Origin of the sequence: Mesorhizobium caraganae (genome assembly GCF_016836705.1) — a bacterium.
In the GTDB taxonomy this organism is placed as follows: domain Bacteria; phylum Pseudomonadota; class Alphaproteobacteria; order Rhizobiales; family Rhizobiaceae; genus Mesorhizobium; species Mesorhizobium caraganae.
In genome coordinates this window covers 117,239-144,148 of sequence record NZ_JAFCGY010000013.1, presented here as the reverse complement: position 1 = coordinate 144,148, position 26,910 = coordinate 117,239, and the positions used below count along the sequence as shown (strand labels likewise).

The window sequence follows — 26,910 nt, the reverse complement described above, 5'->3', positions numbered from 1 at the left end:
GGCTAGCGGCCGGCCCACAGCAGCCGGTCAATATCATCGTCGGAAAAACCGTATTGGCTCATCATCTCCCGGTGCCACGAGCTGCCGAGCAATTCATCCAGGCACCGATCCACCTTTTGACGTAGCGCGGCATTGTTCTTGGCCAGCGCGAAGGCGCCGGCGGCAGGCTGCTTCTCGGATACCGGAACATCGACGACGTCGAGCCGAGCATCGGGTTCGCGGGTGATGTAACCTCGATGCGCTATGGCGACACTGGCATAGGCCTGCACTATACCCTGCGCCACGGCCTCCGCTGCTTCCGCCTGCGTTGCGATTGTTTTGATCCGTCCGGGGGGAACGCCGTTCTGCAGTGCGGTTTGATGCTGAATCTGGTCTGAGATCACGGCCAATATCGCCGAGGGGTTCCGGGCGAGCGAGCGGTAGCCCGCCAACCCCAGCGGATCGCCCTTCGCGACCATCAGCCCGTCAGGCAATGCCCAGATCGGTCGCGTAAAGTCGACGAGCTTTCGGCGCTCGTCCGAGATGAACAGGCCTGTGGTCATATCCCAGCGGCCTTTGGCTACTCCGGGCAGCAACTCGGCGAACTCTGTCTCGATGGGCGAGAAATCCGCCAGCTCAACCATCTGGCCAATCTTCTCGGCGAGCTTTGCGTCGCAGCCGCCGAGCTTGCCGGAAGCATCGGTGAAGCAGAAAGGAGGTTCCTGCAGGAAGGCGAATCTCATTTCGCGTTGCCCTGGAAACTCACCGCGAGCTTTTCCAGCCCGTGGAAGTGATAGCTGTCGCGGAAGCGCGGCGCCTCGGCCAGGCGCAACTCCGGCCGCCGCTCGAACAGCGTTTTCAGCGACACCTGCAATTCCAGCCGCGCCAGCGGCGCGCCGATGCAGAAATGGATCCCGGCGCCGAACGAGACATTCTTCTGGTCGGCGCGGCCGGGCCGGAAGACCTCGGGTTCGGCAAAGGCAAGCGGATCATGGTTGGCCATGCCGAGCAGCAGACCGATCGTCTCGCCCGGTTGTACGACAACCCCTGATGTCACCTCGATCTCCTGATAGGCGTAGCGGGTGAACATGTGCAGCGGCGCGTCGAAGCGCAGGCATTCCTCGACGGTGGCCGTGGTAGCCTCCGGCGAGGTGAAGAAACGGCCGGGATCGCCGCCTTGCGCCAGCAATGAGCGCACGGCGTTGCCGGTCTGGTGGACCGTTGCTTCGTGGCCGGCATTGAGCAAAAGGATGGCGGACGAGACCAGTTCGTCCTCCGAGAGTTTCTGGCCATCCTCCTGCGCCGCGATCAGCAGCGACAACAGATCGTCGCCGGGCTTTTTGCGCCGCTCGGTGACGTAGCCGCGCAAAAAGTCGGAAAAATCGTGCGCGGCGCGATTGGCCGTCTCCTCTGTCTCGCGGGTGCGGCCGTGCATGTACATGGCCACCATCTGGTGCGACCAGTCGAGCAGTTGCGGCCCCATCTCGATCGGCACGCCGAGCATTTCGGCAATGATGGTGATCGGCAAAGGCGCGGCGAAGGCAGGCAGTAGGTCGACCTGGCCCGGCTCGAACCGGTCGATCAGCTCATTTGCGAGCGCTTCGACGCGCGGCCGCAGCCGCTCGACCTGCCGCGAGACGAAGGCGCGGTTGACCAGTGTCCGCAGCCTGGTGTGCTCCGGCGGCTCCCGCTCCAGCATCGAATTCACCTCGATGCTGTCGAAGGCGGCGAGATGCGAACGATCCTCGCCGATGCCGCGGCTGTCGGGGATGCCGGCCGGGTTCTGGCGGCCGAAACGGCGGTCGCGCAGCAGCCGGTTGACGTCGTCGAAGCCGCCAAAACACCAGAAGCCGAATTCTTCCCAGAAGAAGGCCTTCGATGCGCCATGCAGGAAGGCGTAGGCGTCGTAAGGGTTCTGGAAAAACGCCGGTTCGTGCGGATCGAGCCGCAGGCGGCGCGCGGCTGGATCAAAGGAGAGGTAGGGCGGCATGGATTTGGTCATGCCAGACCATTAGCGCGGCTTGCCAGCTTGGTGCCAGACCGTATGTTGGCCACCGACGGGCCTGTGGATTGAGCCAGCCGGGACGGCTCTCGACGTCTAATCCTGGCAATGGCGCGCAATGTGCACGCGGCGCCAGCTGGTCGAGCCTTCCTGTACCACCACCCGGCGCGCCACCCGCTGGTATGACGGCGCAATCTCAGTGATGTGCCGCCGCTCGGGCCGCACCAGCACTTCATGCGCAACGCTCTCATATTCGGCCGGCAGCGCGACCCGGCGGGTGCGTTCTGGTGCAACCACCACCGTTTCGGCGACACGCGCATAGCGCGCCTTGCGCCAGATCTTGCACAGCACCCGGCGGCCATGGATGACGCGCCACTCCCAGGCATAGCCGCCATCGTCGACCTTGACCGTGTGATAGACGGTGCGGGTGATGGCCGGCACGACCTCATAGCTGACGCGGGGCGGCGCGATCTGCTCGACGCGCTCAAGCGTGCCGTAGATCGGCGGGTCGTAATCGACCAACTGCCCGCCGGGGCTGACCATGACGTCTTCATAGACGGTGTCATAGAGCGCAGGCCTGTGCACCGGCTCGTAGCATTCGACGGCGCGGCCGCCGGCGACCGCTTCGGACACCATGCCGAGACCGGCAAGGCCGGAAATGGCGAGACAGGCAGTTTTCCTGATCATGGCACTCCCTCTGTTTGAACGCGAAAACACAGGTTCAACGTTGAATTGTAGGGTATGCTTCTCCCGGGGAAAGCGGTTTCGCCGCATTTCGTTAAGCGATGCGGTTAAGGAATTGCTACACCGAAAGCACGGCCGGCCGCGTTCGGGCTCCCCTTGCGCGGAAACCTTGATTCGACTTAACCAGATGGCTAGGAGAAGGCGGCCTTGCGCTAGGGTGAGCCGGCATCCTATTTACATCCTAACCGTCCAGAACCGATTCTGCCCGATTGCTAATGTTTCCGGCGCCGGAATCCCCATCTCCAAAAAGGGATAGTCCATGAAGAACCCCGTCGAAACCTACATGAACCTCGTTCCGATGGTGGTCGAGCAGACCAATCGCGGCGAGCGGGCTTACGACATTTTCTCGCGCCTGCTGAAAGAGCGCATCATTTTCATCACCGGCCCGGTCGAAGACGGCATGGCGACGCTCGTTTGTGCACAGCTTTTGTTCCTCGAGGCCGAGAACCCGAAGAAAGAGATCAACCTCTACATCAACTCGCCGGGTGGCGTGGTGACCTCGGGCATGGCGATCTACGACACCATGCAGTTCATCAAGCCGGCGGTGTCGACGCTGTGCATCGGCCAGGCCGCCTCGATGGGCTCGCTGCTTCTGACCGCCGGTCACAAGGATATGCGTTTTGCCACGCCGAATGCCCGCATCATGGTGCACCAGCCTTCCGGCGGCTTCCAGGGCCAAGCTTCCGACATCGAGCGCCACGCCCAGGACATCATCAAGCTGAAGCGCCGCCTCAACGAGGTCTACGTCAAGCACACCGGCAAGAGCTACGAAGAGATCGAAAAGACGCTTGACCGCGACCATTTCATGACCGCCGACGAAGCCAGGGATTTCGGCCTCATCGACAAGGTCATTTCGTCGCGCGAGCCGGTCGAAGGCGTTGCCGCATAAGGCTGCATGGCAGTTGAATGGCGGGATAACGCGCTTTTGCTGGGATTTGCGGCATTTCGGCCACAATTGGCTGTTCCCTCGGCGGATGGGATTGCCTACGTTAATGCTATGTTGATTTTCGACGGCTTAGCTTTGGGTGGGGTTGTCGCGAATCATTGCTACGTTTTCTGATTTGTGTTTCGTACGGATTGCGTTGCGGGAGCCGGGACACTGGCGGCGGCGAATTCCCGCGATAGATAGAATATGCGCCGTTCCAGCCAGACCATCGGCGGGCGGCGATGAAAGGACAGGAAAATGAGCAAGGTCGGCAACAACAGCGGTGATTCCAAGAACACGCTTTATTGCTCGTTTTGCGGCAAAAGCCAGCACGAGGTGCGCAAGCTGATCGCCGGCCCGACGGTGTTCATCTGCGACGAGTGCGTCGAGCTCTGCATGGACATCATCCGCGAGGAGAACAAAACCTCGATGGTGAAGTCACGCGAGGGCGTGCCGACCCCGCAGGAGATCCTCAAGGTCCTCGACGACTATGTCATCGGCCAGCCCTACGCCAAGCGCGTGCTGTCGGTGGCCGTGCACAACCACTACAAGCGCCTGGCGCATGCCGGCAAGAACAACGACGTCGAGCTGGCGAAGTCCAACATCCTGCTGATCGGCCCGACCGGCTGCGGCAAGACGCTTCTTGCCCAGACGCTGGCCCGCATCATCGACGTTCCCTTCACCATGGCCGACGCCACGACCCTGACCGAAGCCGGTTATGTCGGTGAGGACGTCGAAAACATCATCCTGAAGCTGCTGCAGTCGGCCGACTACAATGTCGAGCGCGCCCAGCGCGGCATCGTCTACATCGACGAAATCGACAAGATTTCGCGTAAGTCGGACAACCCCTCGATCACCCGCGATGTGTCGGGCGAGGGCGTGCAGCAGGCGCTGTTGAAGATCATGGAAGGCACGGTCGCCTCCGTGCCGCCGCAGGGCGGCAGGAAGCATCCGCAGCAGGAATTCCTGCAGGTCGACACCGCCAACATCCTGTTCATCTGCGGCGGCGCCTTCGCCGGGCTGGACAAGATCATCTCGGATCGCGGCAGGAAGACCTCGATCGGCTTCGGCGCCATCGTCGCTTCGCCCGAGGATCGTCGCACCGGCGACGTCTTCCGCCTGGTCGAGCCCGAGGATCTCCTGAAGTTCGGCCTCATTCCCGAGTTTGTCGGCCGTCTGCCGGTCCTGGCGACGCTTGAAGACCTCGACGAGCCGGCGCTGATCCAGATCCTGACCGAGCCGAAGAACGCGCTGGTCAAGCAGTATCAGCGGCTGTTCGAGATGGAGAGTGTCGACCTGACCTTCCACGAGAATGCGCTGTCGGCAATCGCCAAGCGCGCCATCGAGCGCAAGACAGGCGCCCGCGGCCTGCGCTCGATCATGGAAGCGATCCTGCTCGACACCATGTTCGAACTGCCCGCGCTGGAAGGCGTGCGCGAAGTGGTGATTTCGGAAGAAGTGGTGACCGGCAGCGCCCGGCCGCTCTACATCTATTCCGAGCAGAAGGAAAAGAAGGGCAACGTCAGCGCCTGACACGGCATCTGGCTCAATTTTTTATGGAACGGCGCCCTTTGGGCGCCGTTTTGCTGTGGTGAGGTATCAGTTCTAGTGCTGGAGTGGACGAACGGCCCGTGTTGACCCTTGATCTTTGCCCCTTGTGCATCCAACTAACACTGGAAGGCCGTGGTGCCGAATTCTGTGCTGTAAAACTCCCGTCACAAACGGTGGTAGGCGGAACGACCCGCGGTCGTTAATATGAGATTCGCGGTTGGCTCAATTAGCGGCCGCGACATGAAAGGTTGGACAATGGCCAAAATATCCAAGGCTCCCAGCGACGGCGTCTTCGCAGTCCTCCCACTGCGCGACATCGTGGTGTTCCCGCACATGATCGTTCCGCTCTTTGTCGGGCGTGAAAAGTCGATCAAGGCGCTGGAAGAGGTTATGGGTCAGGAAAAGCAGATCCTGCTTGCCACCCAGATGAATGCCGCCGATGACGATCCCGAGCCCGATGCGATTTTCGACATCGGCACGCTCGCCAATGTGCTGCAATTGCTGAAGCTGCCCGACGGCACCGTCAAGGTGCTGGTCGAAGGTGCTTCGCGTGCCAAAATCGTCTCGTTCACCGACCGTCCGGACTTCCACGAAGCCCGCGCTGCCGCGCTGGTCGAGCCGGAAGAGGAAGAGGTTGAGGTCGAGGCGCTCGCCCGTTCGGTCGTCACCGACTTCGAAAACTACGTCAAGCTGAACAAGAAGATCTCGCCCGAAGTGGTGGGCGCTGCCAGCCAGATCGACGACTATTCCAAGCTCGCCGATACGGTCGCTTCGCACCTTGCCATCAAGATCCCTGAAAAGCAGGAGATGCTGGCCACGCTTTCCGTCAAGGAGCGGCTGGAAAAGGCGATGGGCTTCATGGAAGCCGAAATCTCCGTCCTGCAGGTGGAGAAGCGCATCCGCTCGCGCGTCAAGCGCCAGATGGAGAAGACGCAGCGCGAATACTACCTCAACGAGCAGATGAAGGCGATCCAGAAGGAGCTCGGCGAAGGCGAGGACGGCCGCGACGAGGCCGCCGAGATCGAGGCGCGCATCAAGAAGACCAAGCTCTCCAAGGAGGCCCGCGAAAAGGCGGAAGCCGAGTTGAAGAAGCTGCGGACGATGTCGCCAATGTCGGCTGAATCGACCGTCGTGCGCAACTATCTCGACTGGATCCTGTCGATCCCGTGGGGCAAGAACTCCAAGGTCAAGCAGGACCTGGCTTTCGCGCAGAACGTGCTCGACACCGATCATTTCGGCCTCGACAAGGTCAAGGACCGCATCGTCGAGTATCTCGCCGTGCAGAGCCGCCAGAAGAAGCTGAAGGGGCCGATCCTGTGCCTCGTCGGCCCTCCCGGCGTCGGCAAGACCTCGCTCGGCAAGTCGATCGCCAAGGCGACCGGCCGCGAATTCATCCGCATGGCGCTCGGCGGCGTGCGTGACGAGGCCGAGATCCGTGGTCACCGCCGCACCTATATCGGTTCGATGCCCGGCAAGGTCATCCAGTCGATGAAGAAGGCCAAGAAGTCCAACCCGCTCTTCCTGCTCGACGAGATCGACAAGATGGGCCAGGACTTCCGCGGCGATCCGTCATCGGCCTTGCTCGAGGTGCTCGATCCCGAGCAGAACTCGACGTTCATGGACCATTACCTCGAGGTCGAATACGACCTTTCGAGCGTGATGTTCGTGACGACGGCGAACACGCTGAACATCCCTGCGCCCTTGATGGACCGCATGGAGATCATCCGTATCGCCGGCTACACCGAGGACGAGAAGATCGAGATCGCCAAGCGTCACCTGATGCCCAAGGTGGTTCGCGACCACGCCCTGCAGCCGAAGGAGTTTTCGGTCAGCGAGGACGCGATCCGCGGCATCATCCAGACCTACACCCGTGAAGCGGGCGTCAGAAGCCTGGAGCGCGAGCTGATGAAGCTCGGGCGCAAGGCGGTGACCGAGATCCTGAAGACGAAGAAGAAGTCGGTCGCGATCACGGCGGCCAATCTTTCGGATTACCTCGGCGTTCCGCGCTTCCGCTTCGGTCAGGTCGAGGCTGACGATCAGGTCGGTGTCGTCACCGGACTTGCCTGGACGGAAGTCGGTGGCGAGTTGCTGACGATTGAAGGCGTCATGATGCCCGGCAAGGGTCGCATGACGGTGACCGGCAATCTGCGCGACGTGATGAAGGAATCGATTTCGGCGGCGGCCTCCTATGTCCGCTCGCGGGCCATCGATTTCGGCATCGAGCCGCCGCTGTTCGACAAGCGCGACATCCATGTGCACTTGCCGGAAGGCGCCACGCCGAAGGACGGACCGTCCGCAGGTGCCGCCATGGCGACAGCCATTGTATCGGTACTGACGGGTATTCCGGTCAGGGCCGATGTGGCGATGACTGGCGAGATAACGCTTCGCGGCCGCATCTTGCCGATCGGCGGCCTCAAGGAGAAGCTGCTTGCCGCACTGCGCGGCGGCATCAAGAAGGTGCTGATCCCGGAAGACAACGCCAAGGATCTGGCGGAGATTCCGGACAATGTGAAGAACGGCATGGAGATCATTCCGGTCTCACGCGTCGGCGAGGTTCTGAGGCATGCGCTGGTGCGCATGCCGGAGCCGATCGAGTGGGTCGAACCGGTCAATCCGCCGGCCACGACCGACAGCGCCGACGATGCTGGAAAGTCGCTTGCACACTAGAGCGCCGCGCGTCCACTTGGACGCGCAAAGGACGCTCTAGCACTCTAGACTGGCGCATGGTCCTTTCCGAAAACCGGCCACGGTTTTCGGGGCCATGCGTTAGAAAATACTAAAGGTGCAGTGCACAAAGAGAGAGCCGGGCCTTGAGCCCGGCTTTTTCATGTGAAAAACCCACCTTTTCCGGGCTTTTTCGAACTTTTTCCGCGCTTTTCGACTTGGTTGCGGGAGCGCTTCTTTCTAAAGTCCGTTTCCTGCCGGATGAGTCGAAAAGTTCCGGTTTTTCTCATGGAAGGGAATTTTTATGAACAAGAACGAACTGGTTTCCGCTGTCGCTGAATCCGCGAGCATTTCGAAGGGTGACGCACAGTCGGCGGTCGATGCGGTGTTCTCCGTCATCACTGGCGAACTGAAGAAGGGCGGCGATGTACGGCTCGTCGGCTTCGGAAATTTCACCGTCTCCAAGCGTGCGGCGTCGACTGGCCGCAACCCGCAGACTGGCGCGGAAGTGAAGATTCCGGCGCGTACCGTGCCGAAGTTCTCGGCCGGCAAAGGCCTCAAGGACGCGGTCAACTAAGACCATTTTTTCTTTTCAGAGAATCTTGAAAAGCCGGGTTCGCCCGGCTTTTCTTTTGCCTCGACGGCAACGCGACACGGCAGGCCGTCAGCCCGCTGAGGCGAGCCTTCAGCCCACCGGCGCGTCGGCCCTCATCAGGCCTTCCTGCTTGAGATCGGCCCAAAGTGCCGCGGGCAGCTTGGCGTCGAGCAGTGCGCGGTTGCTTTCAACCTCGGCCGGCCGCTGGCCGCCGGGGATGACCGACACCACGGACGGGTGCAGCAGCGGGAATTGCAGCGCTGCCTCGATCAGCCTGACGCCGTGGCGCTTGCAGACCGCCTCGATGCGGCCGACGCGATCCATGATGTCGTGTGGCGCCTCGGAGTAATTGTAATAGGCGCCTGGCTTCGGCCCGGTCGCCAGTATGCCGGAATTGTAGGGGGCACCGAGCACGATGCCGATGCCGCGCTTCTCACAGAGCGGCAGGAAGGTGGCAAGCGCTTCCTGCTCGAGCAGCGTGTAGCGCCCGGCCAGCAGGAACAGGTCGAAATCGCCGCGCTCGGCCAGCGTCTGGCAGACCTCCCATTCGTTGATGCCGCCGCCGAACGCCTTGATCACACCCTGGTCGCGCAGCGCAAGCAGTCCGTTGTAGCCCGAGGCCATGAACTCCTCGATACGCTGGTCGGACGCTTCCTTGCTGCCATGGGTGAAGATGTCGAGGTCGTGGACGAAAAGGATGTCGATGCGGTCGACGCCGAGCCGTTCCAGCGATGCCTCGAACGAGCGCATGACGCCGTCATAGCTGTAGTCGTAGATTTCGCGGCGCGTCGGCGTGTCGAAGAACTTGCCGATGCCGGTGCGCTCTTCCGGCGGGCAAACGCGTAACAGGCGGCCGACCTTGCTCGACAGCACATAGTCGTCACGGCTTTTGCCGCGCAGGAAGGCATTGAGGCGGGTTTCGGCGAGACCTAAGCCATAGAGCGGCGCGGTGTCGTAGTAGCGGCAGCCGGTCGCCCACGCCGCCTCCAGCGTGGCATTGGCATCCTCGTCGGGGACGGCTCGGTAGAGGTTGCCGAGCGGCGCGCTGCCGAAGCCGAGTTCGGTGAAGTCGATGCCGTCATTGCCGATGCGGTCGAAATGCTGTGTCTTCATGTCGCTTGAGATTTCCTGGATTGATTTGTCTGACATGACACTATCACGCCGGTGGCACAGCAAAAGCCGCGGCGGCTGTTGGACACGCATTTTCGCGGTGATAGCATGAACAAAAACAAGCCTTTCCCGGCAAATGCGCAACCGGAAATCCCGGCCACAACCCTGGCGGAACCCTGATGACGAATGCCGGCTCGGATATGTTCGCGACCGCCCTGCAAGAGCTGGGCGCCGTGCTGGCGCGCGTCGACGAAGCCGGCATCGACACTGCTTGCGCAACGCTTGCCCGCGCGCAAAAAATCGTCGTCTATGGCTGCGGCCGCGAGGCCTTGCAGCTCAAGGGCCTCGCCATGCGGCTCTATCACCTTGGGCTCGACGTGTCGGTGGTCGGCGACATGAACACGCCCCCTCTTGGCCCGGGCGATGTCTTCCTGGTCAGTTCCGGTCCGGGCGAGACCACGACGGTGCTTACCTTGATGCAGGTCGCCCGTGACGCCGGCGCGACGGTGCTGCTGCTCACCGCCGAGGCCGGGGGCAGTGCGACCGCACTCGCCGACTTCACCTTGCTGATCCCGGCGCAGACCATGGCCCGCGACCAGGGGCCGCAAAAGACATCGCTGCTGCCGATGGGCTCGGTCTTCGAAGGCGCTTTGTTCCTGCTGTTCGAGGTGATGGTGCTGAAGCTCAAGGGGCTGACCGGCCAGTCGTCCGAGGCCATGCGCGCGCGCCACACCAACTTGGAGTAGGCGCGATGCGCTACGAATTGATGCTGCCGCACCAGATCCGCAAGGCGATCGCCGAGAACTGGCCGGTCGTCCTCCCGCTCGGCGTGCTGGAATATCACGGCGAGCACATGGCCGTCGGCATGGACACGCTGGCCGTCATCAAGACGCTGGAGCTCTACGAAAAGGAAGCCGACATCGTCATCCTGCCGTCCTTCTACTACGGCGCGGCGAGCTATGCGGTGGCGGCGCCCGAAGGCAGCGGTTCGGTGCAGGTTGGCGGCAATCAGCTGGCGCCGTTTGGCGAAGAGCTGTTCTACAGCCTGCTACGCATCGGCTTTCGCAACATCCACGCGATCATCCACCACCAGACCGAGAATTTCGCGGCGGGGATGCCGACCGATCTCGCCTTCAAGGCTGCCGGCCGCCAGGCGATCTTCCGCTTCCTCGAGAAGCAGCGCGGCGAGGGCTGGTGGGGTTCGAACGAGATGGCCGACTATTATGCCGGGCACGCCGCCGGCGAAAATTTCTTCAACTGGGTGCAGGTGCATCCGCTGATGTCGGCCGCCATGAACGGCAAGTACCCGTTCGACCATGCTGGCATCGGCGAGACGTCGCTGATGCTGGCGCTGTGCCCGGAAGCAGTCGATGCCGGACATTTCGCGGACAACACGAGCTGGTACACGGCAAGTGCGCCGGAGGCGTCCGCCGAACTCGGGCAAAAGGGTGTCGCCATGATCCTCGATCACCTTCGTGCGACGCTTTTGCGCTAGCCAGTGCCCTTCGAACGGCAGGAAGCCCTTCCGTCTATATATTAGCAAGTTCGAATAAGGTACAATGGTTCCAACTAAGCTTGGAAGCCGCTCGGTGCACGCGGTAGGAAAACGACGCATGACAAGCTTGGCAGGCGTGATCGCCACGGCTGCAGCACTTCAAAACGTTTCTGCGTTTGCGCACAGTACCGACAGCGGCTGGACTTATCCGCCAGCCTGCTGTCATGGCGATCTAGTGGCAGGCGAATGCGGTAGAATTCCCAGCATCACCGTTACACCACAGGCCGATGGCTACGTGATCATCTTGCGGCCGGGAGACCATCGGAAGGTCACTCACCAAAACCGCTATTTTGTCCCCTACGACAGTGTCATTCCGTCAGGAGACGACAACTTCCACATCTGCCTGCATCCGACAGAGGAGCACGAAAATTGCTTCTTTGCGCCGTCAGAGGCGATGTAGGTGAAAACTCGCGGCATGCTTGCCCCCACCGCGCTCGGCCCCTACACCCGGCTATCAACAGCCGATCAGGGCGCCGACCGGCATCGCCCCACCTACTTCACCGCCCCTGCCGTCATGCCCATGATCAGGTAGCGCTCCAGCGCGATGCCAATGACCGCCAGCGGCGCGATCGCGGCGGTGGCGAGCGCCGCCATCGACCACCAGTTGATGCCTTGTGAGCCGGTCTGGCTGGCCACCATGACCGGAATGGTCTTGGCATCGGTCGAGGTCAGCAGCGCGGCGAAAAAGTACTCGTTCCAGCACAGCACCATTGCCAGGATGAAGGCGGCGACCATGCCGGGGAGAGCAATCGGCATGACTATGCGGAAAAAGGCGCCCCAGATCGACAGCCCATCGACCAAGGCGGCTTCCTCGAGCTCGACGGGGATCGAGTTGAACTGGTCGCGCATGATCCAGATGACGATCGGCAGCACCATCAGCGTGTAGAGCAGGATCAGCCCGATGCGAGTGTCGAGCAGGCCGACTTCGCGGTAGAGCACCAGGAAGGGCAGGGCCAGCACCACCGGCGGCAGTATCAGCTGCGACAGGAAGAAGAACGAGATGTCCTCGTTCTTGAACCAGGCGAACTGATAGCGATAGCGGGTCAGCCCGTAGGCGGCGAGGCTGCCGATGACGATCGCAAGGCTCGATGCACCGACCGAGGTGATGACCGAATTCATGAAGCGCTTGAAGAATTCCTCGCGCACCGTGGAGGTCTGGAAGATCGAATCCGGCGACAGGCCGAGCGAGCGCCAGCCCTTCCAGTCCGGCTGGAAGTCGACGAACGGGATGAGGTGGCCCTGGGTGACGTCGACGGCCGTCTTGAACGAGGTAGTGATCGTCCAGTAGATCGGGAACAGGCAAATGAAAGCCCAGAACGCCAGCGCGCCATAAATGAACACGCGATTGGCCAAAAAACCCACCGGCGAGCGGATTTCCGAAGCGACATAGTCGGTGGTCTGGACGCTCATGATCCCCTGTCAGTTCACATTGCGCACGAAGCGGTTGGCGAATTTCAACAGCCAGGTCACGAACACGACGATGAGGACGAGATAGGCCATCGCCAGCATGGTGCCGTAGCCGACATTCGAGCGGTCGCGGTACTCGCGGTAGATGAAGCTCGAGACCGAATCCGTGGCGCCGCCGGGGCCGCCGGAGGTGACGGTGATGATGATGTCGGCCAACTTCAGCTTGAAGATGATGCGCAGGATCACCGCCGTCACCGACACCGGCAGCATCAGCGGGAAGGTGACCTGCCAGAAGGTCTGCCAGGTCGTGGCGCCGTCGACGCGTGCCGCTTCCAGCACGTCGCGCGACATCGCCTGCAGGCCGGCCAGCAGCATGATCATCATGAACGGGATGAAGGTCCAGGCGTCGAGCACCATGATCGAGATGCGGGCGGTGATCGGGTTGGAGAAGAAGGCGGGGTTGTCCCAGCCGAGATGGCGCGCCAGCGTCGCCGCCGGCCCGAAGCGGTATTCCATCAGCGACTTGCCGATCATCCAAGATACCGCAACCGGCGACAGCATCAGCGGCAAAAGGAAGACGACGCGGAAGAATTTTCGGGCCCGGATCTGCGCGTTGAGCAGCAGCGCCAGGCCGAAGGCGATGACGTACTCGACCAGCACCGCGAGCACATAGAGCACCATGTTGAACAGCGCATTGCGGTAGTAGGGGTCAGCCAGCATCTGCCAGAAATTGTCGAGCCCGTTGAACTTGCGGCCGGCGAAGGACGACAGGTTCCAGTCGGTCAGCGCGATGTAGAAGCCGAACAGGGTCGGGAAGATCACCATGGCGATGGTGAACAAAAGCGCGGGCAGCAAGAACAGCGCGCGCTGGCCGTCTTCGCCGCGCGTCAGCACCTGGCCGACGGCGAGCGCCACGCCCCACAGAATGTAGGCGTAGACGATGGGGCGCCAGGTGTCGAAACCGAGCGTGGTGACTTCGCTCTTGTAGAGGATCTGCAGCGCGATCACCGCCAGCAGGCCAAGCGTGGCCACGGCCATCACGGCAAAGCCAAGCTGCTTGCGGCCTGGCGAGATCAGATCGGCTGGACCGGCGTTTGCCGGCCATGCATTGGTGGTCTGGTCAGCCACGCGTCCCGTCCGTTCAAACTATGCCTGCGACCGGCCCGATCCGGTCAGGTCCGGCGGCTTTGCGCCGCCGGACCCATTTCACGGTAACAGCCTACATGCCGAGCGAGGCTTTGTAGAGCTTGATCTGGTTTTCGCGGCCGATCTGGTCGGTCAGCTTCTCCCAGGCCGCGGCAATGGCGTCTGCGCCTTCCTGCGCCTTCATCTTGCCGGCGAATGTGTTGGCCAGAATGTCCTCCGCGGCGCTGTAATATTGGAAGATGCCGGGGATGCGCGGTTCGATCGCCGCATTCGGATGGTTGTAGCTGTCGGCTTCCGACTTTAGATACGAGGTGATGAACGCCTCATCATAGCCTGCCGCCACCCATTCGGGAATGTCGAAATGCGAGTTGCGATAAGGCTGGAAGCCCGACGGATACGCCGCGCACCACAGTGACAGGTCCTTGCCGCCGAGATGGGCGGCGGCCGACCATGCCGCCTTCTTCTTCTTCTCGTCGCTATCGACGCGGGCCATGACATAGACGCCCCAGCCGAGATAGGCGCAGTTCGGCGCATAGTTCGGCCCGCTGGCGAGCTTGTCCCACTTGCCGGTCTTGGAATTATAGACATCGTCCGAGCCCGGCAGGATCGAGAAGCCTGTGACGTCGCCGACGACCGAGGAGTCGTTAGTCTTCGCATTCGAGCCAGCGTCTCCCCACCAAGCCAGCATCGAACCCGTGCCGCCCAGGAACTGGGAGAAGCAGGTCTGGTTCGGGTCGGCATTGATTTGATCTTGCGGTTCGAAGGGCAGCGCGTCGATCACGTCCTGGATCGCCCGTACCCAGGCCGGATTGTTGACGCGCGGCTTCATCGTATCGGCGTCGAACAGCCACGCCTTGTCATCAGGGTGCTTGGCATAAGCACTGGCACGGCTGCCAAGGAAGTAGAAGCCGAATCCACCCCATGCCTTGGGCGCGTCGAGGTAGCCGTAAACGTCCTGGCCCTTCATCTGCTTGCCCTTGAGGAACTTTGTCACGGCCTGCACCTGCTGCCAGGTCTTCGGCACGCCCCATTCCGTCAGGCCTGCCTTGTCGCCGCTATCGGCTTTCCAGGCTGCTGTCAGATCAGCGTCGGAGAACACGTCGGTGCGGTAATTGAAGTTGTGTGCGTCGCCGTCGACGGTCACGCGATACTGCTTGCCGTTCCAGGTACCGACCGGCGGCTTCAGATAGGCCACCAGGTCGTCCATATCGATCTGCTTCTTGACCCAATCCGGCATCTCGGAAGTGAGGCCCTTGCCGCAGACATCGCCTTCGAAAGGCGCGCCCATCTCGACGATATCAAAGTCAATTGTGTTCGTGGCGATAGCCTGCTGCAGACGCGGATTGTAGTCGGCCTGCGCCAGGTCGATCCAGTTGATCTTGGCGCCGGTGTAGGCCTCCCACGGCTTCAGGAAGCCGCGGAACAAAACATTGTGAAGGTTCTGGTTGTTGAGGCCCATGAAGGAGAGCTCGACGCCGGCGAATTCGCCTTCCTTGACGTTGGCCTTGGTGGCTTCCAGGCAGAGTTCGCCGACCTTCTGGAAGTCGGAATCCGTCGGCTGGCCTTTGCCGACGCCGGGGATCTGCAGGATTTTGGCGCGCAGCTCGCTGGCGGCGGCAGCCGGGCGTGTGAAAGCGCCGAGCCCGGCGCCGGAAGCGGCAGCGATAGCGGCCATCGAGGCCGCACCTTTGAGTATGTCACGCCGGGTCGCACCCGCGCGGACGAGTTTTTCGTACAGACCGACTCTCATCTATTCCTCCCAGAACACAGTCGTGAATTGAAATACCAATCCTCGGACGCCGAAACGTCGGCGGTTCTCCTTTTATCACACGGGGACGTGGGACCCCACCCTGCGTCGCCTGAAGCTCCGATTTTCGGGAAAAAATCCGACTGTCGGATTGGCACTCGCCACTATTCGCGTAATCGATTACCTTGTCAACACGAATGACTTTTTATCTATAAGATACTGACTTGCCCTTGCCGTTGGCAATGGCTAGCTTCACCGCGAGGAAAGGGGGGACGATGGCTCAAGTCGCGATCACCAATGTGGCCAAGGCGTTCGGAACCGTCAAGGTCCTGCACGATGTCAGCGTCGAAATCGCCGATGGCCAGTTCGTGGTGTTGGTCGGCCCGTCGGGCTGCGGCAAGTCCACGCTGCTCAGAATGGTGGCCGGGCTGGAAACCGTCTCGGGCGGCACCATCGCCATTGGCGAGCGCATCGTCAACAATCTGCCGCCGGCCAAACGCGACATCGCCATGGTGTTCCAGAACTACGCGCTCTATCCGCACAAGACGGTGGAGCAGAACATGGCGTTTGCGCTGAAGCTGCGCGGCACCGACCCGGCCGTGGTTGCCGAGCGGGTCAAGCGCGCCGCCGACATTCTCGACCTCAATCCCTACCTGAAGCGCTATCCGCGCCAGCTCTCCGGCGGCCAGCGCCAGCGCGTCGCCATGGGCCGCGCCATCGTGCGCAACCCGCAAGTGTTCCTATTCGACGAGCCGCTCTCCAATCTCGACGCCAAATTGCGCGTGCAGATGCGCACCGAGATCAAGGAACTGCACCAGCGGCTGAAGACCACCACCATCTACGTCACCCACGACCAGATCGAGGCCATGACCATGGCCGACAAGATCGTGGTGATGCGCGACGGCCGCATCGAGCAGGTCGGCGCGCCGCTGGAATTGTTCGACCGGCCGGCCAATCTGTTTGTCGCCGGCTTCATCGGCTCGCCGTCGATGAACCTGCTCAAGGGCGTGGTGAGGAAGGGCGACAAGGTCGAGATAGCGGGCACGCTGTTCCCGATCGCTGCCGGCAGCGCCGCCAAGGAGGGCCAGGCCGTGGTCTATGGCGTGCGGCCCGAACATCTCGAAATCCACGCCGACGGCGTGCCGGCGAAGATCTCGGTGGTGGAGCCGACCGGCTCCGAAACGCTGGTCTTCGTGCGCTTCGGCGATGGCGAGATGGTGGCGCTGTTTCGCGAGCGCCACGACTTCAAGCCCGGCGACATGCTCAATCTCAAGCCACGCCTCGACCAGGTCCATCTCTTCGACGCTGAGACCGGCAACCGGCTCTGATTTCCAATCGACTTTTGACCAAACCTGTTTGAAGAGGACTGCCATGCTCAAAGGGATCAACCCATTGCTGAACGCCGATGTGCTCCAGGCGCTGAGGGCAATGGGGCACGGCGACGATCTGATCATCGCCGACACCAATTTCCCCGCCGATTCGGTGGCGCGCCAGACCGTGCTCGGCAAGCTGCTGCACATCGATGCGGCGGCGGCCGATGTGGTCAAGGCGGTGCTGTCGCTCTATCCGCTGGACACTTTCGTCGACGACGCGGCCGCCCGCATGGAGATCGTCGGCAACCCCAACGAGATCCCTCCGGTGCAAAAAGAGGTGCAAAAAGAGATCGACAAGGCCGAGGGCAAAGCCTGGCCGATGATTTCGGTCGAGCGCTATGCCTTCTATGAACGCGCCAAGAAGGCTTATTGCGTCATCCAGACCGGCGAGCGCCGCTTCTATGGCTGCTTTGCCTTCCGCAAGGGCGTCGTGCCGCCGGATGCGGAATAGCACAATGGCGTCCGGCAACCCTGTCGTCATACTGGGCGTCTTCGTCGCCGATACCGCCTACCGCGCCGACCGCCAGCCGCGCATGGGCGAGACCATCCTTGGCAATTCCTTCAAGCTGGGGCCCGGCGGCAAGGGCTCGAACCAGGCGGTGGCAGCCGGCAAGCTCGGCGCCGACATCACCTTCCTGACGCGGCTCGGCGTCGATGCTTTCGCCGACATGGCCAAGGCGACCTGGAAAGATGCCGGCGTGAAATCCGCCGTCATCGATACGCCGCAGAGCTATACCGGTGCCGCCTATATCTTCATCGAGGAGACCACCGGCAACAACGCCATCATCGTCAGTCCCGGTGCGGCGATGCTGATCTCGCCTGAAGACATCGAGGCCAATGCCGGCCTGATTGGCGGGGCCGGTGTCTTCGTCACCCAGCTCGAACAGCCGATCGACGCTGCACTGCGCGCACTCGAGATCGCGCGCGGGGCAGGGGTGACCACCATCCTGAACCCGGCGCCGGCGGCAAAACTGCCGGACCGCATCTACACGCTGTGCGACTACGTCACTCCCAACGAAACCGAGGCCGAGGAACTGACCGGCATCAAGGTTTCTTCCATCGACGACGCGCGCCGCGCCGCCGACAGCCTGCTCAAAAAGGGCGTCGGCTCGGTCGTCATCACGCTCGGCGAAAAAGGCGCGCTGCTGCACACCGCGGATCGTTCCGACCATGTCCCCGTGGTCAGCGCCGGCCCTGTGGTCGAAACCACGGGTGCGGGCGATGCCTTCAATGGCGGACTGGCCGCAGCGCTCGCCAAAGGCGTGGAACCGCTGCAAGCGGTCCGCTTCGCCTGCGCCGTCGCCGGCATTTCGGTGACGCGTCCGGGCACAGCGCCGTCGATGCCGACGCTGCAGGAGGTCGAAGCGCTGCTGGCGAAGGTTTGATCTCGACCACGTCCCATTATGGGGCCTTGCCAGTCTGGATCTTCGTCGAGCCAATATGCATCAAGGCAGCCGAATTGGCGCGGCATGCCAAGCCGCCGTTTGGCGTCAAAAGCCATCTCCGGACGAGTCCACTGTGAATTGCTCTCTGTCACATCGGGCACGATTGTGTACCCATCCGCGATCAACCGCAGCCTCATTTCCTCGAAGTGCCTTTTGAAACCATTCTTGATGCGGCTTTGCGGGTAGCGCCGTCCCTGCATGCATTCCTGGCTCAGGATGCCGGAATACATCCGGGCGCTGATCGTTCTCAGTGCGTCTTCGGAGATTTGCCTGGAGGTGTCGTTGGACCAGCATCGGCCTGCCGACGCCACCAGCGTCGCTGCCAACAAGCCTGCCAAAAACCGCGCCACCTTGGTCCTTCCCGACCAGGGTGTCATATTAGCAACAGGTAATGTTAATCGGCAATCGGGTCTTGCGCCATTGGCATGGATGTCCGGTAATGGGTCACCGTGTCTGGCACCGCAATTGCACTGTCAGCAACGCCGGGGGCATCCATCGCTCCTGGCAAGCCGGGGGGCGATTGGGGCCCGCTGCTTCTCAAAATGAAGCGGCGGGCTCTTAGGTGCCGATTTAAAAAGCCGCCTGAATCGCCGAAACCCTGAATCGCCGAAACATTGGGTGCTGGGCCATTATGTATTTTCCGCAATTTCTGGTGGGCATGTTCGCAACGTCGTTCGTCGTTGCGATCTGGGCCGACATGGCAACTGGCTCCGTCTGGAAGGCGCTCGGCTGGGCTGTTCTTGCAATGGTTATTCTTCAGCTCGGATACCTCGGTCTCGTCGTCCGCCTGATCTACAGGCGGGAATCGGAAGTCGTCGAGGGAAATGCTGCGAGCGGGGCTCGAGCCCGCGACCTCCGGCGTGACAGGCCGGCACTCTGAGCTGCACCGGGCGCTGCCATTGATCGCTACAAGGCGATCGATCTGAATCAATGCGTCCAAGGAGACATTTTGACATCAACGTCGACATTTCTCCGGCACCAAGGATCGTGACCCTTGAAGAGAAATGGCGCGAGTGACGGGGCTCGAACCCGCGACCTCCGGCGTGACAGGCCGGCACTCTAACCAACTGAGCTACACCCGCGCATGGACGAGCACGTGTCAGCCGTGTTCGTCGTTGGGGCGGTGGATAAGGGGTTCGCCACCGGGTGTCAAGCGCACCTCGACAGCATAACAGCAAACAGGAGAAGGTTTTTTGACAGGCGGCACTTTGTCCGGGAAAACCGCTATGCGGCTAAGCTCACGCCTGCTCATTTGGCCTTGCGAAGCCGGGTCTGACCGCTTAAAGGTCCGGCCCGGAGCGGGCGATTAGCTCAGTTGGTAGAGCGCTTCGTTTACACCGAAGATGTCGGCGGTTCGAGCCCGTCATCGCCCACCATATCCCGCACGCCGGCCCATGCCTCGACGTCCATTGCCTTCATGTTCGCAACTCAGCTGCGTATGACTGATAGTGAGGACGCGGCCACAATCGGCCGCGCCCGATTTTCTGCCGGTGTGCTACCTACTGCCTGATGTAGCAGGTCTTCTTCGCCCGGGGAGCGGGATCCTCGTCAAAGGCGTCGTTGCTGCAGCGCACGCCGTTCCTGAAAACGCCTTGCGTGAACTGACCGCGCGCGCCGTAGCGGACCAGTTTGCGGCCACGGAAATCGCAGTACTGATTCTCCCTGGCGCAGGCCACCCACCTGCCGCGACCCTGGCCGTAGTCGTCGTCACCGTAATTGTCGTCGTCATTGTCGCCATAATCGTTACCGCCGCCGCGCCTCACGATGTAGCAGGCCTTGTCGCGGCCGGGCGCGGGATCGCCAAAGACGCGGTTTGAACAGGGCACGGCGCGGCGGTCGAAAAAGCGGGAGGTGGTCTGGCCGCGCGCGCCATAGACCACTTCGGCTGGATAGGGCAGGCGGCAGATGCCACCCTCGTCAGCGCATCGCTGCATGCGCTGGGCCGACGCGGTGGCCGGGAAAAGAATAGAGGCGGCCGAGACAAGGCCAACCAGGCAAATGAATGTGAACGCCATCCGGATCAGGGCGCTGGAGGTTTTTGACACGATTTGTCTCCCTTTTTGATTCACGCGCCATCTTACAGCAGCCTTGCCAAACGCAAGATGAACGAAAGCCATTGCCAACAGCCGGCATGAGCTGATTTCCCGTTTTCTGGCTGGGGAGCTGCCGCCATCATTCCGGATTAGATAAGGGTCCTGGTCAGCAATCGATTGGCTCTCCGGAGAGGCAGGACAATGATCGACGATCCCAAGCGCCTGCTGCTTCAGCTGATGATCGTGTTGGCAATTTGTGGCACCGGGCGCCTCGCATATGCGACAGAGGCCGGCGACGGTGTCGACCAGACCGCGGCCAAGGCAGCCTTGCTCAAGGCCTATCCCGGACTCTTCACCATCTCGGGTAATGTTTTGACCTGGACCGACGGCACCACGATGGTGTGGGACGACGGCAAGGCGCGCGACGCCGAGGCGCTGCTGGAGAGCCCCGACATCGAAGACATGTGTTTCGCTACGTCTATCCAACGGCAGCGGAGGGCGCGCTGGTCCCGGCGGAGGATTTCGATCCCGGCCGTATCCGCAACGAAGCCTTCTTCGAGAAGCTCTATGGGGCGAGCGCTGCGGAGGTTGGCAAGCACATCGCCAACGTCAAATGGCTGCCGAAACTTGCCAAGAAAACCGTGCAGGTCACCAGGATTTTCGGCATCAACGACCGGTTGGGCAAGGTCTCGGATGCTCTGGAGGCGATGCCCGCGGAGCTAAGCCGTTACGGATTCAAGCCTGGCGGCGGCTTCGTCTGGCGGCCCATCGCCGGCACCGACCGGTTGAGCGTCCACTCTTTCGGCGCAGCCTTCGATATCAATGTCGGTTTCTCCGACTATTGGTACAACAACAGAAACAAAGCCGACCCGAAGGCGCACATTCCGTTCAAGAACCGGATCCCGCTGCAAATCGTGGAATTGTTTGAGGAAAACGGCTTCATCTGGGGCGGGCGCTGGTATCACTACGACACCATGCATTTCGAGTACCGGCCCGAATTGCTGCTGTACAAGAAACCCGGCTGATCGCAGTCAGCCGTAAGGAGCATGCTCCGGGCCGAAACCCGCCGATGTCGCCGTTATGCGCGTCAATAACGAAGTCCCAGGTTGGTGGCGACTTGCCGGCCGTTGGCGGTCGCGGCACTACAAACCCGGCGAAGATCGGCACGGATGTTTTCGGAGTTCAGCAACTCGGCGGCTTCCGGAAAGCCCTCGGCCAGCAACGCGGCAACAATCTCGGCCGGCGACTGGTGGAAACCATCTTCTGCCAAAGCATGCGCCCGCTGGTAGATATGGCTGGCTCTGATGTTGTCTGCCATTCACAAGTACCTCCCTTGATCGGCACGTCATGAACAACTTTCGAGAAGTATTCGGGTTCCATACAACTTAGAAGGGAATTTGCATCGTCGACTCAGGGAACGCGTATCTTTCGCTGAAATGACCTCTTGTCGTCAGGGGCGCTGCCCGGTCCGTTGTGCGTCAATGCAAAGATCAAGGCGGCAGCAGCCGGAAATCCTTGCCCTCGGGCAGCAACTGGCCGCCGTCGACGACGATGGTCGTTCCGGTGATGTAGCTGGCATCGTCGGAGGCGAGGAACAGGAAGGCGTTGGCGACGTCGCGCGGGCTGCCGAGGCGGCCGAGCGGGATCGAGTCTTCCATGTTCTTGATGTAGGCAGCGCCCCGATGCAGCTCGATCGCCTCGGTCAGGATGTTGCCGGGCTCGACGCCGTTGACCGTGATGCCGTAGCCGGAGAATTCCAGGGCCGCCGAGCGGATGAAGCCGTTGATGCCGGCCTTGCTGGCGGCGTAATGGCCGTGGCCGGGGCTGGTAACATGCGGGCCGGTGATCGACGAGGTGTAGAGCATGCGTCCATAGCCTTGCGCTTTCATTGGCGCCAGCGCCGCCAGCGTGGCGTTGAAGGTGCCGCGCAGATTGACCGCCATCACCCGGTCCCAGTCGTCCGGGCTGGTGTTTTCGATCAGCTGCCAAGGATAGATGCCGGCATTCTGCACGACGATGTCGAGGCGGCCGTGATGCTTCAATGCCAGTGCCACCGCAGCTTCGGCGTCGGTCATTTGCGAGATGTCGGTTCGGATGAAGCCAGCGCCGAGCTCGTCGGCGGTTGCCTGACCCGCTTCGGCCTCGCTGTCGGCCAGGATCAGCCTTGCACCTTCTTCGGCGAAGCGCTGCGCAATGCCCTTGCCGATGCCGCGCGCGCTGCCGATGATCAGCGCGACCTTGTCTTGCAGTCGTCCGGTCATGCGAGCCGTCCTTTCATGCGAGTCTTTGGCGAATGGTTTGCTTGAAGGCGTCGAGCAGCACGGCGGCGAGCACCAGCAGGCCGTGGATCACCTGGGTGTAATTGGCTGGCAGGCCCATCAGGTTGATCGCCGTGTTGATGGAGGAGAGCAGCAGCACGCCGGCATAGACACCGGGCAAGGTGCCGACGCCGCCTTTCAGGCTGACGCCGCCGATGACGACGGCGGCAAAGGCATTGAACAACAGGCCGACGCCGAGATTGGCGGTCGCGCCGGATGTGCGGATTGCGAGCAGCCAGCCGGCGAGGCCGGCAATGGCGCCGGCAAGCACGAAGGCGATGACCAAATTGCGGTTGACGCGGATGCCGGCACGGAAGGTTGCGGTCTCATTGCCGCCAATCATGATCAGGTGGCGGCCGAACGGCGTCTTGGCCATGATCAGCGAGAAGAGAACGAAACAGGCGACGGCGATCCAGGCCGTCAGCGGCAGGCCAGCGAGGCGCTGGATGGCGAACCAGCGTATGGCCGGCGCCAGATCCTGTGCCGAGCGGCCGCCGGAGATGACCAGCACAAGGCCGCGCACCCAGATGTAGGATGCTAGCGTGATGATGAAGGCGCTCATCTTCACCTTGACCACGAGATAGCCGTTGAAGGCGCCGATGATGCCGCCGACGGCCATCGCGATCAGCAGCGAAACCGGAACCATCAGCCATTGCGGGTTGAGCTGTATGCCCATGCCGATGCCCGACGAGCAAAACAGGATGCCGACCGTCATAGCGCTGAGTGCCGCCACCGATTCGACCGACAGGTCCATGTGGCCGGCAATGATGACCAGCGACAGGCCGATCGACATCACGCCGAGCACGCTCGAGGCCTCGATGATGTTGGCAAATATGCCAAGCTGGAAATAGTTCGGGACGAAGAGGGAAAAGACGATCAACACAAAGACCAGCATAAACCAGACGAGGTTGTCGAGGACGAACTCCAGGGCTTTGCGGCTGCGCGGGTTCATGGGCTGATCCGGTTGGCGCCCCCGCGAAATCAACTTGATTTCGTCGGGTTCAGGCGCGGATTCAAATTCGCCATGGCGTCCTTGGGACGCGGCGTTGTGAAAGGGCAGGCTCCGGGCCTGGGCGGCCCGGAGCGCTTGGCAAGTGACTATTCGACCGGCTTGATCGTGTCCGTCGGCGGCTTCTGGTTGCCCCAGAAGGCCGGATTGTCGACGTTTTCCTTGGTGATGGCGGCGCCCGGGATCTTGATGTTCGGGCCCCAGGCTTCCTTGGTCACGGTCGACTTCAAGCCGAGCACGTCATACTCGCCGGGCTTGATTTCCTGCTTGCCGGCGATCTTGTCCATGAACATGGCGACGGCAGCGGCCTGCGCGTAAAGCGGCTGCTCGACTTCGACATTGAGCCAGCCCTTGCGGATCAGGTCGAGACCGACCGGAGCGCCGTTCGAACTCATCATCAAGACGTCACCCGGCTTCTTGCCGGCGGCCTCGAGTGAGGCGACGGCGGCGACCGAGAGGTGAGCCGCATGGCTGAAGATCAGGTCGATATCAGGATTGGCGAGCAACTGGTCGTTGACGATGGTCCCGGCTGCATCCGCCGCCCATTGCATGGCCGGCAGCGAGATGATCTTGACGTCCGGAAACGACTTCATCTTCTCCTCGAACCCCTTCTGGATGTCGAGCGTGTAGGGATCGCCGGGATCGCCGAGCACCTGCAGGATCTTGCCTTTCACCGAACCGTTCTTGGCGGTCAAAAGCTTCTGAGCCTGGTCGGCAGCGACGTAGCCGATCTCGACCGTGCCCGCCACGGAAGTGAAGTCGGACGGGGTCGAGGTAATCTGGCGGTCGAACTCGACCACCGGGATGCCGGCGGCACGGGCTGCTTCGATGGACGGCTTCAGCGCATTGAAATCGACGGCGGCCAGGATGATCGCCGCAGGCTTCAGCGCAATGACGTCGTTCATCTGGGATTGCTGCGCGTCGGTCTTGTTGTCGGCGTTGAGTGTTTTCACCTCATAGCCGACCTGCTTGAGGAACAGCTCCAGCGCGCTCACCGAGCCGGTCTGGAATTCATCGAGCAGGGTCGGAACCATATAGTAGACGGTGCCCTTGGTCTGGGACATTGCCGGCGTGAGCGAGGCAAGAGCCAGTGCCAGGATACCGAAGACAAGAACCAATATTCGCTTCATGTCGTTCGCTCCTCTTTTATACCGGACCCCTCTTTTGTCCCTCAACCTGCCGGTCCGGCACCGGCAAGCGTCTCACCGGTGATCATGTTGATCACCGCATCGGGACTTGTTTTGTTGCGTGCGACATCGCCGGCCACGACGCCTTGCCGGATCACCACGATCCGGTCGGCGACCTGGAAGGCCTGCTGCATGATATGGGTGATGATGACGACGCCGATTCCCTGGTTGGCCACCTGGCGGATCATCTCGAGGCCGCGCCTGGTCTGTTCTACGCCGAGGGCCGCGAACGGCTCGTCGAGCAGCACGAGCTTGCCGCCCCAATGCACGAAGCGGTTGAGCTCGATCGCCTGGCGCTGGCCACCCGAGAGGTGCTCGACATTGGTGCGCAGCGACGGAATGCGGGTGCCCGCACTGGCAAGTGCCTTGCCGACGACGGCTTCCATGGCGCGCTCGTCGAGGATCGGAATGCCGAGCACCTTGCGCGTGATCTCGCGGCCCATGAAGAAATTGGCGACGACATCGACATTGGTGCAGAGCGAAAGGTCCTGGTAGACGGTCTCGATGCCGGCAGCCTTGGCCTCGGCCGGCGTTTTCGCCAGAAATTCCTTGCCCTCGAACAGCATGCGGCCGGAGCTCGGCTCGAGGCCGCCGGCGATGATCTTGACCAGCGTCGACTTGCCGGCACCATTGTCGCCGAGCAGTGCCACGACCTCGCCCTTGCCGATCGAGAAGCTGATGCCTCTCAGCGCCTGGATGGCGCCGTAATTCTTGGTGACGTTTTCGAGTACCAGCAGCGGTTCGGTCATGCCGCCACTCCCTTGCTGTGCATGAGGTCGGACCGGCGCTCGCGCTCGGCGATGAACATCTGGCCAAACCGCGGCGACAACACACCGGAGACCGCCAATGCGGCAGCGCCCCGCAGCACCGAATGCTGGCCACCGGTCGCCACCGTCACGCGCGGGGTCTTGCGGTCGCGCCGCGCCGAGACCGAGTTAGGAAGCTGCGCTGCCGCACCGACCAGTTTTTCCAAGAGGTCGGTGTGGGCGAGCCCGCCGAGGATGACCGTCTCGGGGTCGAACAGGTTTTCGATGGTGGCGATGGCGTTGCGGAAGATGGGCGCGACTTCGGCCACCCAGGCGGCTTCGCCGATGTTGCGGCGGCGCAGCGCTTCGAGCGAGAGGTAACGTTCGAGGCAGCCATGGTTGCCGCAGGGACAGAGTTCGCCGCCGGGAACGGCGGGGATGTGTCCGATTTCCCCCGCATTGCCCCAGGCGCCACGCATCACCGCGCCGTCATGGACGATGACGCCGCCAAGGCCGACGCCGAAATAGAGGTAGTAATATTCGGAATAGCCAGCCCCAAGGCCATAGAGGCGCTCGCCCATGGCAGCTGCCGCCATGTCGGTCTCGAAGAAGGCCGGCAGCCCGGTCGACGCCGCCAGCCGCTCCGGCAGCGCGACATCCTTCCAGCCGGCCATGGTCGTGGGGCCGACGAAGCTCATCGATTCTACGCCGAAAGGCCCGGGCAGCGCCATGCCGATGCCAAGCACGCGGCCGCCGGGCCGCAATGCGGTCAGTTCGGGCACCATGGCGCCGATCAGGTCGAAGGCATGGTCGGGCGTTGCATGCGGCGCCTCGCGATGCGTGCTTTCGATGACATCGCCGCTGAGATTGATCAGCGCAGCGTCGATGCCGAGCGGGGTGAGGTGGATGCCGACGGCATAGCCGCCCTCAGGGTTGATACGGAGCGTAGCCGGCGGCAGTCCGCGCCCGCGCGGCTCTTCGCGCAGTGACAGCACATAGCCGTGCTCTTCAAGCTCGCGAACGATGGTCGACACGGTCTGGACGGTGAGGCCGACGCGGCTGGCAATGTCGCCGCGGGCAATGGGGCCGTGCAGGCGGATGGACTCCAGCACGATGCGCCGGTTGTAGGGCCGTCCGAACTCCTGGTTGGTTCCCCGCAGTGCCATTTCCCTCTCCCTGGGAGAGGAGAGACTTGCACAGGCAATTTATTCAGTCAAATGGAATTCAAAAATAATTTGTGACGGTTCCGGACGCGGTGCAGGACCTGTCCCATGCGCTGCGCTGGCCGATTGCAGCCGGGTTAAAACCACCGCAATGGTGAATGACGTCAGGCGGGCGGGGCTTCGCCCGGCCGATGATCCAGCAGGGAAAACC

The 26,910-nt window shown here is 62.1% G+C and carries 26 protein-coding genes and 2 tRNA genes; 12 read left to right on the top strand and 16 right to left on the bottom strand.

Annotated elements, in window-relative coordinates:
* Positions 1–2 precede the first annotated feature (2 nt).
* From JQK88_RS21485 to JQK88_RS21475, 3 genes are all read right to left on the bottom strand, one after another.
* Positions 3–722, bottom strand: a complete 720-nt coding sequence (locus JQK88_RS21485; protein WP_203279392.1) for a transporter substrate-binding domain-containing protein — start codon at positions 720–722, stop codon at positions 3–5.
* Positions 719–1,981 carry a cytochrome P450 gene (locus tag JQK88_RS21480; protein ID WP_203279391.1) on the bottom strand — a complete coding sequence of 421 codons (1,263 nt, stop codon included), beginning with the start codon at positions 1,979–1,981 and terminating at the stop codon, positions 719–721. Before JQK88_RS21480 ends, JQK88_RS21485 begins: the two co-directional genes overlap by 4 nt.
* A 96-nt stretch (positions 1,982–2,077) precedes the next feature.
* Positions 2,078–2,668, bottom strand: a complete 591-nt coding sequence (locus JQK88_RS21475; RefSeq protein WP_203279390.1) for a hypothetical protein — start codon at positions 2,666–2,668, stop codon at positions 2,078–2,080.
* A gap of 316 nt (positions 2,669–2,984) precedes the next feature.
* On the opposite strand from JQK88_RS21475, the gene clpP reads away from it, so the two are divergent.
* The 4 genes from clpP (at position 2,985) to JQK88_RS21455 (ending at position 8,442) form a co-directional block, all read left to right on the top strand.
* The gene (clpP, locus tag JQK88_RS21470) at positions 2,985–3,614 is read left to right on the top strand and encodes an ATP-dependent Clp endopeptidase proteolytic subunit ClpP (protein ID WP_192253416.1); all 630 of its coding nucleotides are present in this window, start codon (positions 2,985–2,987) and stop codon (positions 3,612–3,614) included.
* A gap of 294 nt (positions 3,615–3,908) precedes the next feature.
* The gene (clpX, locus tag JQK88_RS21465; protein WP_023682305.1) at positions 3,909–5,183 is read left to right on the top strand and encodes an ATP-dependent Clp protease ATP-binding subunit ClpX; all 1,275 of its coding nucleotides are present in this window, start codon (positions 3,909–3,911) and stop codon (positions 5,181–5,183) included.
* A gap of 273 nt (positions 5,184–5,456) precedes the next feature.
* A complete protein-coding gene (gene lon / locus JQK88_RS21460) occupies positions 5,457–7,868 on the top strand; it encodes an endopeptidase La (protein ID WP_203279389.1) in 2,412 nt (803 codons plus the stop codon).
* A gap of 301 nt (positions 7,869–8,169) precedes the next feature.
* Positions 8,170–8,442, top strand: coding sequence for an HU family DNA-binding protein (locus JQK88_RS21455; RefSeq protein WP_112392385.1), 273 nt, complete (start codon positions 8,170–8,172; stop codon positions 8,440–8,442).
* A 108-nt stretch (positions 8,443–8,550) separates the two neighbouring features.
* Here JQK88_RS21455 and JQK88_RS21450 read toward each other — a convergent pair whose 3' ends face one another.
* A complete protein-coding gene (locus JQK88_RS21450) occupies positions 8,551–9,573 on the bottom strand; it encodes an aldo/keto reductase (RefSeq protein WP_203279399.1) in 1,023 nt (340 codons plus the stop codon).
* Between the two features lie 176 nt (positions 9,574–9,749).
* On the opposite strand from JQK88_RS21450, the gene JQK88_RS21445 reads away from it, so the two are divergent.
* The 3 genes from JQK88_RS21445 to JQK88_RS21435 all read left to right on the top strand — a co-directional run bounded on the left by JQK88_RS21445 (position 9,750) and on the right by JQK88_RS21435 (position 11,525).
* On the top strand, positions 9,750–10,316 hold the full coding sequence (locus JQK88_RS21445) for an SIS domain-containing protein (protein ID WP_192253422.1): 567 nt from the start codon (positions 9,750–9,752) through the stop codon (positions 10,314–10,316).
* 5 nt (positions 10,317–10,321) lie between these two features.
* Positions 10,322–11,065 (top strand): creatininase family protein, encoded by a 744-nt coding sequence (locus tag JQK88_RS21440; RefSeq protein ID WP_192253425.1) that lies wholly within the window; start codon positions 10,322–10,324, stop codon positions 11,063–11,065.
* A 118-nt stretch (positions 11,066–11,183) separates the two neighbouring features.
* The gene (locus JQK88_RS21435; RefSeq protein WP_192253428.1) at positions 11,184–11,525 is read left to right on the top strand and encodes a hypothetical protein; all 342 of its coding nucleotides are present in this window, start codon (positions 11,184–11,186) and stop codon (positions 11,523–11,525) included.
* A 92-nt stretch (positions 11,526–11,617) separates the two neighbouring features.
* On the opposite strand, the gene JQK88_RS21430 is transcribed toward JQK88_RS21435, so the two are convergent.
* From JQK88_RS21430 to JQK88_RS21420, 3 genes are all read right to left on the bottom strand, one after another.
* Positions 11,618–12,535, bottom strand: coding sequence for a carbohydrate ABC transporter permease (locus JQK88_RS21430; RefSeq protein WP_203279388.1), 918 nt, complete (start codon positions 12,533–12,535; stop codon positions 11,618–11,620).
* A 9-nt stretch (positions 12,536–12,544) separates the two neighbouring features.
* Positions 12,545–13,660, bottom strand: coding sequence for a carbohydrate ABC transporter permease (locus JQK88_RS21425; protein ID WP_203279387.1), 1,116 nt, complete (start codon positions 13,658–13,660; stop codon positions 12,545–12,547).
* A gap of 91 nt (positions 13,661–13,751) precedes the next feature.
* A complete protein-coding gene (locus tag JQK88_RS21420) occupies positions 13,752–15,428 on the bottom strand; it encodes an ABC transporter substrate-binding protein (RefSeq protein WP_192253437.1) in 1,677 nt (558 codons plus the stop codon).
* A gap of 272 nt (positions 15,429–15,700) precedes the next feature.
* Here JQK88_RS21420 and JQK88_RS21415 point away from each other — a divergent pair, with 272 nt between their 5' ends.
* Genes JQK88_RS21415 through rbsK form a run of 3 tightly spaced genes read left to right on the top strand, consistent with a single transcriptional unit; the run spans position 15,701 to position 18,183 of the window.
* Positions 15,701–16,753, top strand: coding sequence for an ABC transporter ATP-binding protein (locus JQK88_RS21415; protein WP_192253440.1), 1,053 nt, complete (start codon positions 15,701–15,703; stop codon positions 16,751–16,753).
* Positions 16,754–16,796: 43 nt separating this feature from the next.
* Positions 16,797–17,249 carry an RbsD/FucU family protein gene (locus tag JQK88_RS21410; RefSeq protein ID WP_192253443.1) on the top strand — a complete coding sequence of 151 codons (453 nt, stop codon included), beginning with the start codon at positions 16,797–16,799 and terminating at the stop codon, positions 17,247–17,249.
* A gap of 4 nt (positions 17,250–17,253) precedes the next feature.
* Positions 17,254–18,183 carry a ribokinase gene (rbsK, locus tag JQK88_RS21405; RefSeq protein ID WP_203279386.1) on the top strand — a complete coding sequence of 310 codons (930 nt, stop codon included), beginning with the start codon at positions 17,254–17,256 and terminating at the stop codon, positions 18,181–18,183.
* Between the two features lie 454 nt (positions 18,184–18,637).
* Here the strand turns inward: rbsK and JQK88_RS37210 are convergent, their stop codons facing one another.
* Together JQK88_RS37210 and JQK88_RS21395 are read right to left on the bottom strand one after the other, a co-directional pair.
* The gene (locus tag JQK88_RS37210; RefSeq protein ID WP_312037312.1) at positions 18,638–19,183 is read right to left on the bottom strand and encodes a hypothetical protein; all 546 of its coding nucleotides are present in this window, start codon (positions 19,181–19,183) and stop codon (positions 18,638–18,640) included.
* 65 nt (positions 19,184–19,248) lie between these two features.
* Positions 19,249–19,325 (bottom strand) — tRNA-Asp (locus tag JQK88_RS21395).
* Between the two features lie 218 nt (positions 19,326–19,543).
* Between JQK88_RS21395 and JQK88_RS21390 the strand changes: the two genes are divergently transcribed.
* Positions 19,544–19,619 (top strand) — tRNA-Val (locus JQK88_RS21390).
* Positions 19,620–19,742: 123 nt separating this feature from the next.
* Here JQK88_RS21390 and JQK88_RS21385 read toward each other — a convergent pair.
* A complete protein-coding gene (locus tag JQK88_RS21385; protein ID WP_312037311.1) occupies positions 19,743–20,360 on the bottom strand; it encodes a hypothetical protein in 618 nt (205 codons plus the stop codon).
* A 380-nt stretch (positions 20,361–20,740) separates the two neighbouring features.
* Here JQK88_RS21385 and JQK88_RS37205 point away from each other — a divergent pair, with 380 nt between their 5' ends.
* Positions 20,741–21,301 carry a M15 family metallopeptidase gene (locus JQK88_RS37205; RefSeq protein ID WP_203279385.1) on the top strand — a complete coding sequence of 187 codons (561 nt, stop codon included), beginning with the start codon at positions 20,741–20,743 and terminating at the stop codon, positions 21,299–21,301.
* A gap of 62 nt (positions 21,302–21,363) precedes the next feature.
* Here the strand turns inward: JQK88_RS37205 and JQK88_RS21375 are convergent, their stop codons facing one another.
* The 6 genes from JQK88_RS21375 to JQK88_RS21350 all read right to left on the bottom strand — a co-directional run bounded on the left by JQK88_RS21375 (position 21,364) and on the right by JQK88_RS21350 (position 26,702).
* Positions 21,364–21,594, bottom strand: a complete 231-nt coding sequence (locus JQK88_RS21375; RefSeq protein ID WP_192253455.1) for a hypothetical protein — start codon at positions 21,592–21,594, stop codon at positions 21,364–21,366.
* 172 nt (positions 21,595–21,766) lie between these two features.
* Positions 21,767–22,537 (bottom strand): SDR family NAD(P)-dependent oxidoreductase, encoded by a 771-nt coding sequence (locus tag JQK88_RS21370; protein ID WP_203279384.1) that lies wholly within the window; start codon positions 22,535–22,537, stop codon positions 21,767–21,769.
* Positions 22,538–22,550: 13 nt separating this feature from the next.
* The gene (locus tag JQK88_RS21365) at positions 22,551–23,546 is read right to left on the bottom strand and encodes an ABC transporter permease (protein WP_192253461.1); all 996 of its coding nucleotides are present in this window, start codon (positions 23,544–23,546) and stop codon (positions 22,551–22,553) included.
* Positions 23,547–23,692: 146 nt separating this feature from the next.
* A complete protein-coding gene (locus tag JQK88_RS21360) occupies positions 23,693–24,733 on the bottom strand; it encodes a sugar ABC transporter substrate-binding protein (RefSeq protein WP_192253464.1) in 1,041 nt (346 codons plus the stop codon).
* Positions 24,734–24,774: 41 nt separating this feature from the next.
* Complete coding sequence (locus JQK88_RS21355) at positions 24,775–25,539, bottom strand: ATP-binding cassette domain-containing protein (protein WP_112561392.1); 765 nt, start codon at positions 25,537–25,539, stop codon at positions 24,775–24,777.
* The gene (locus tag JQK88_RS21350; protein ID WP_192253467.1) at positions 25,536–26,702 is read right to left on the bottom strand and encodes an ROK family transcriptional regulator; all 1,167 of its coding nucleotides are present in this window, start codon (positions 26,700–26,702) and stop codon (positions 25,536–25,538) included. The genes JQK88_RS21355 and JQK88_RS21350 overlap by 4 nt, the downstream gene beginning before the upstream one ends.
* Positions 26,703–26,910: the final 208 nt, after the last annotated feature.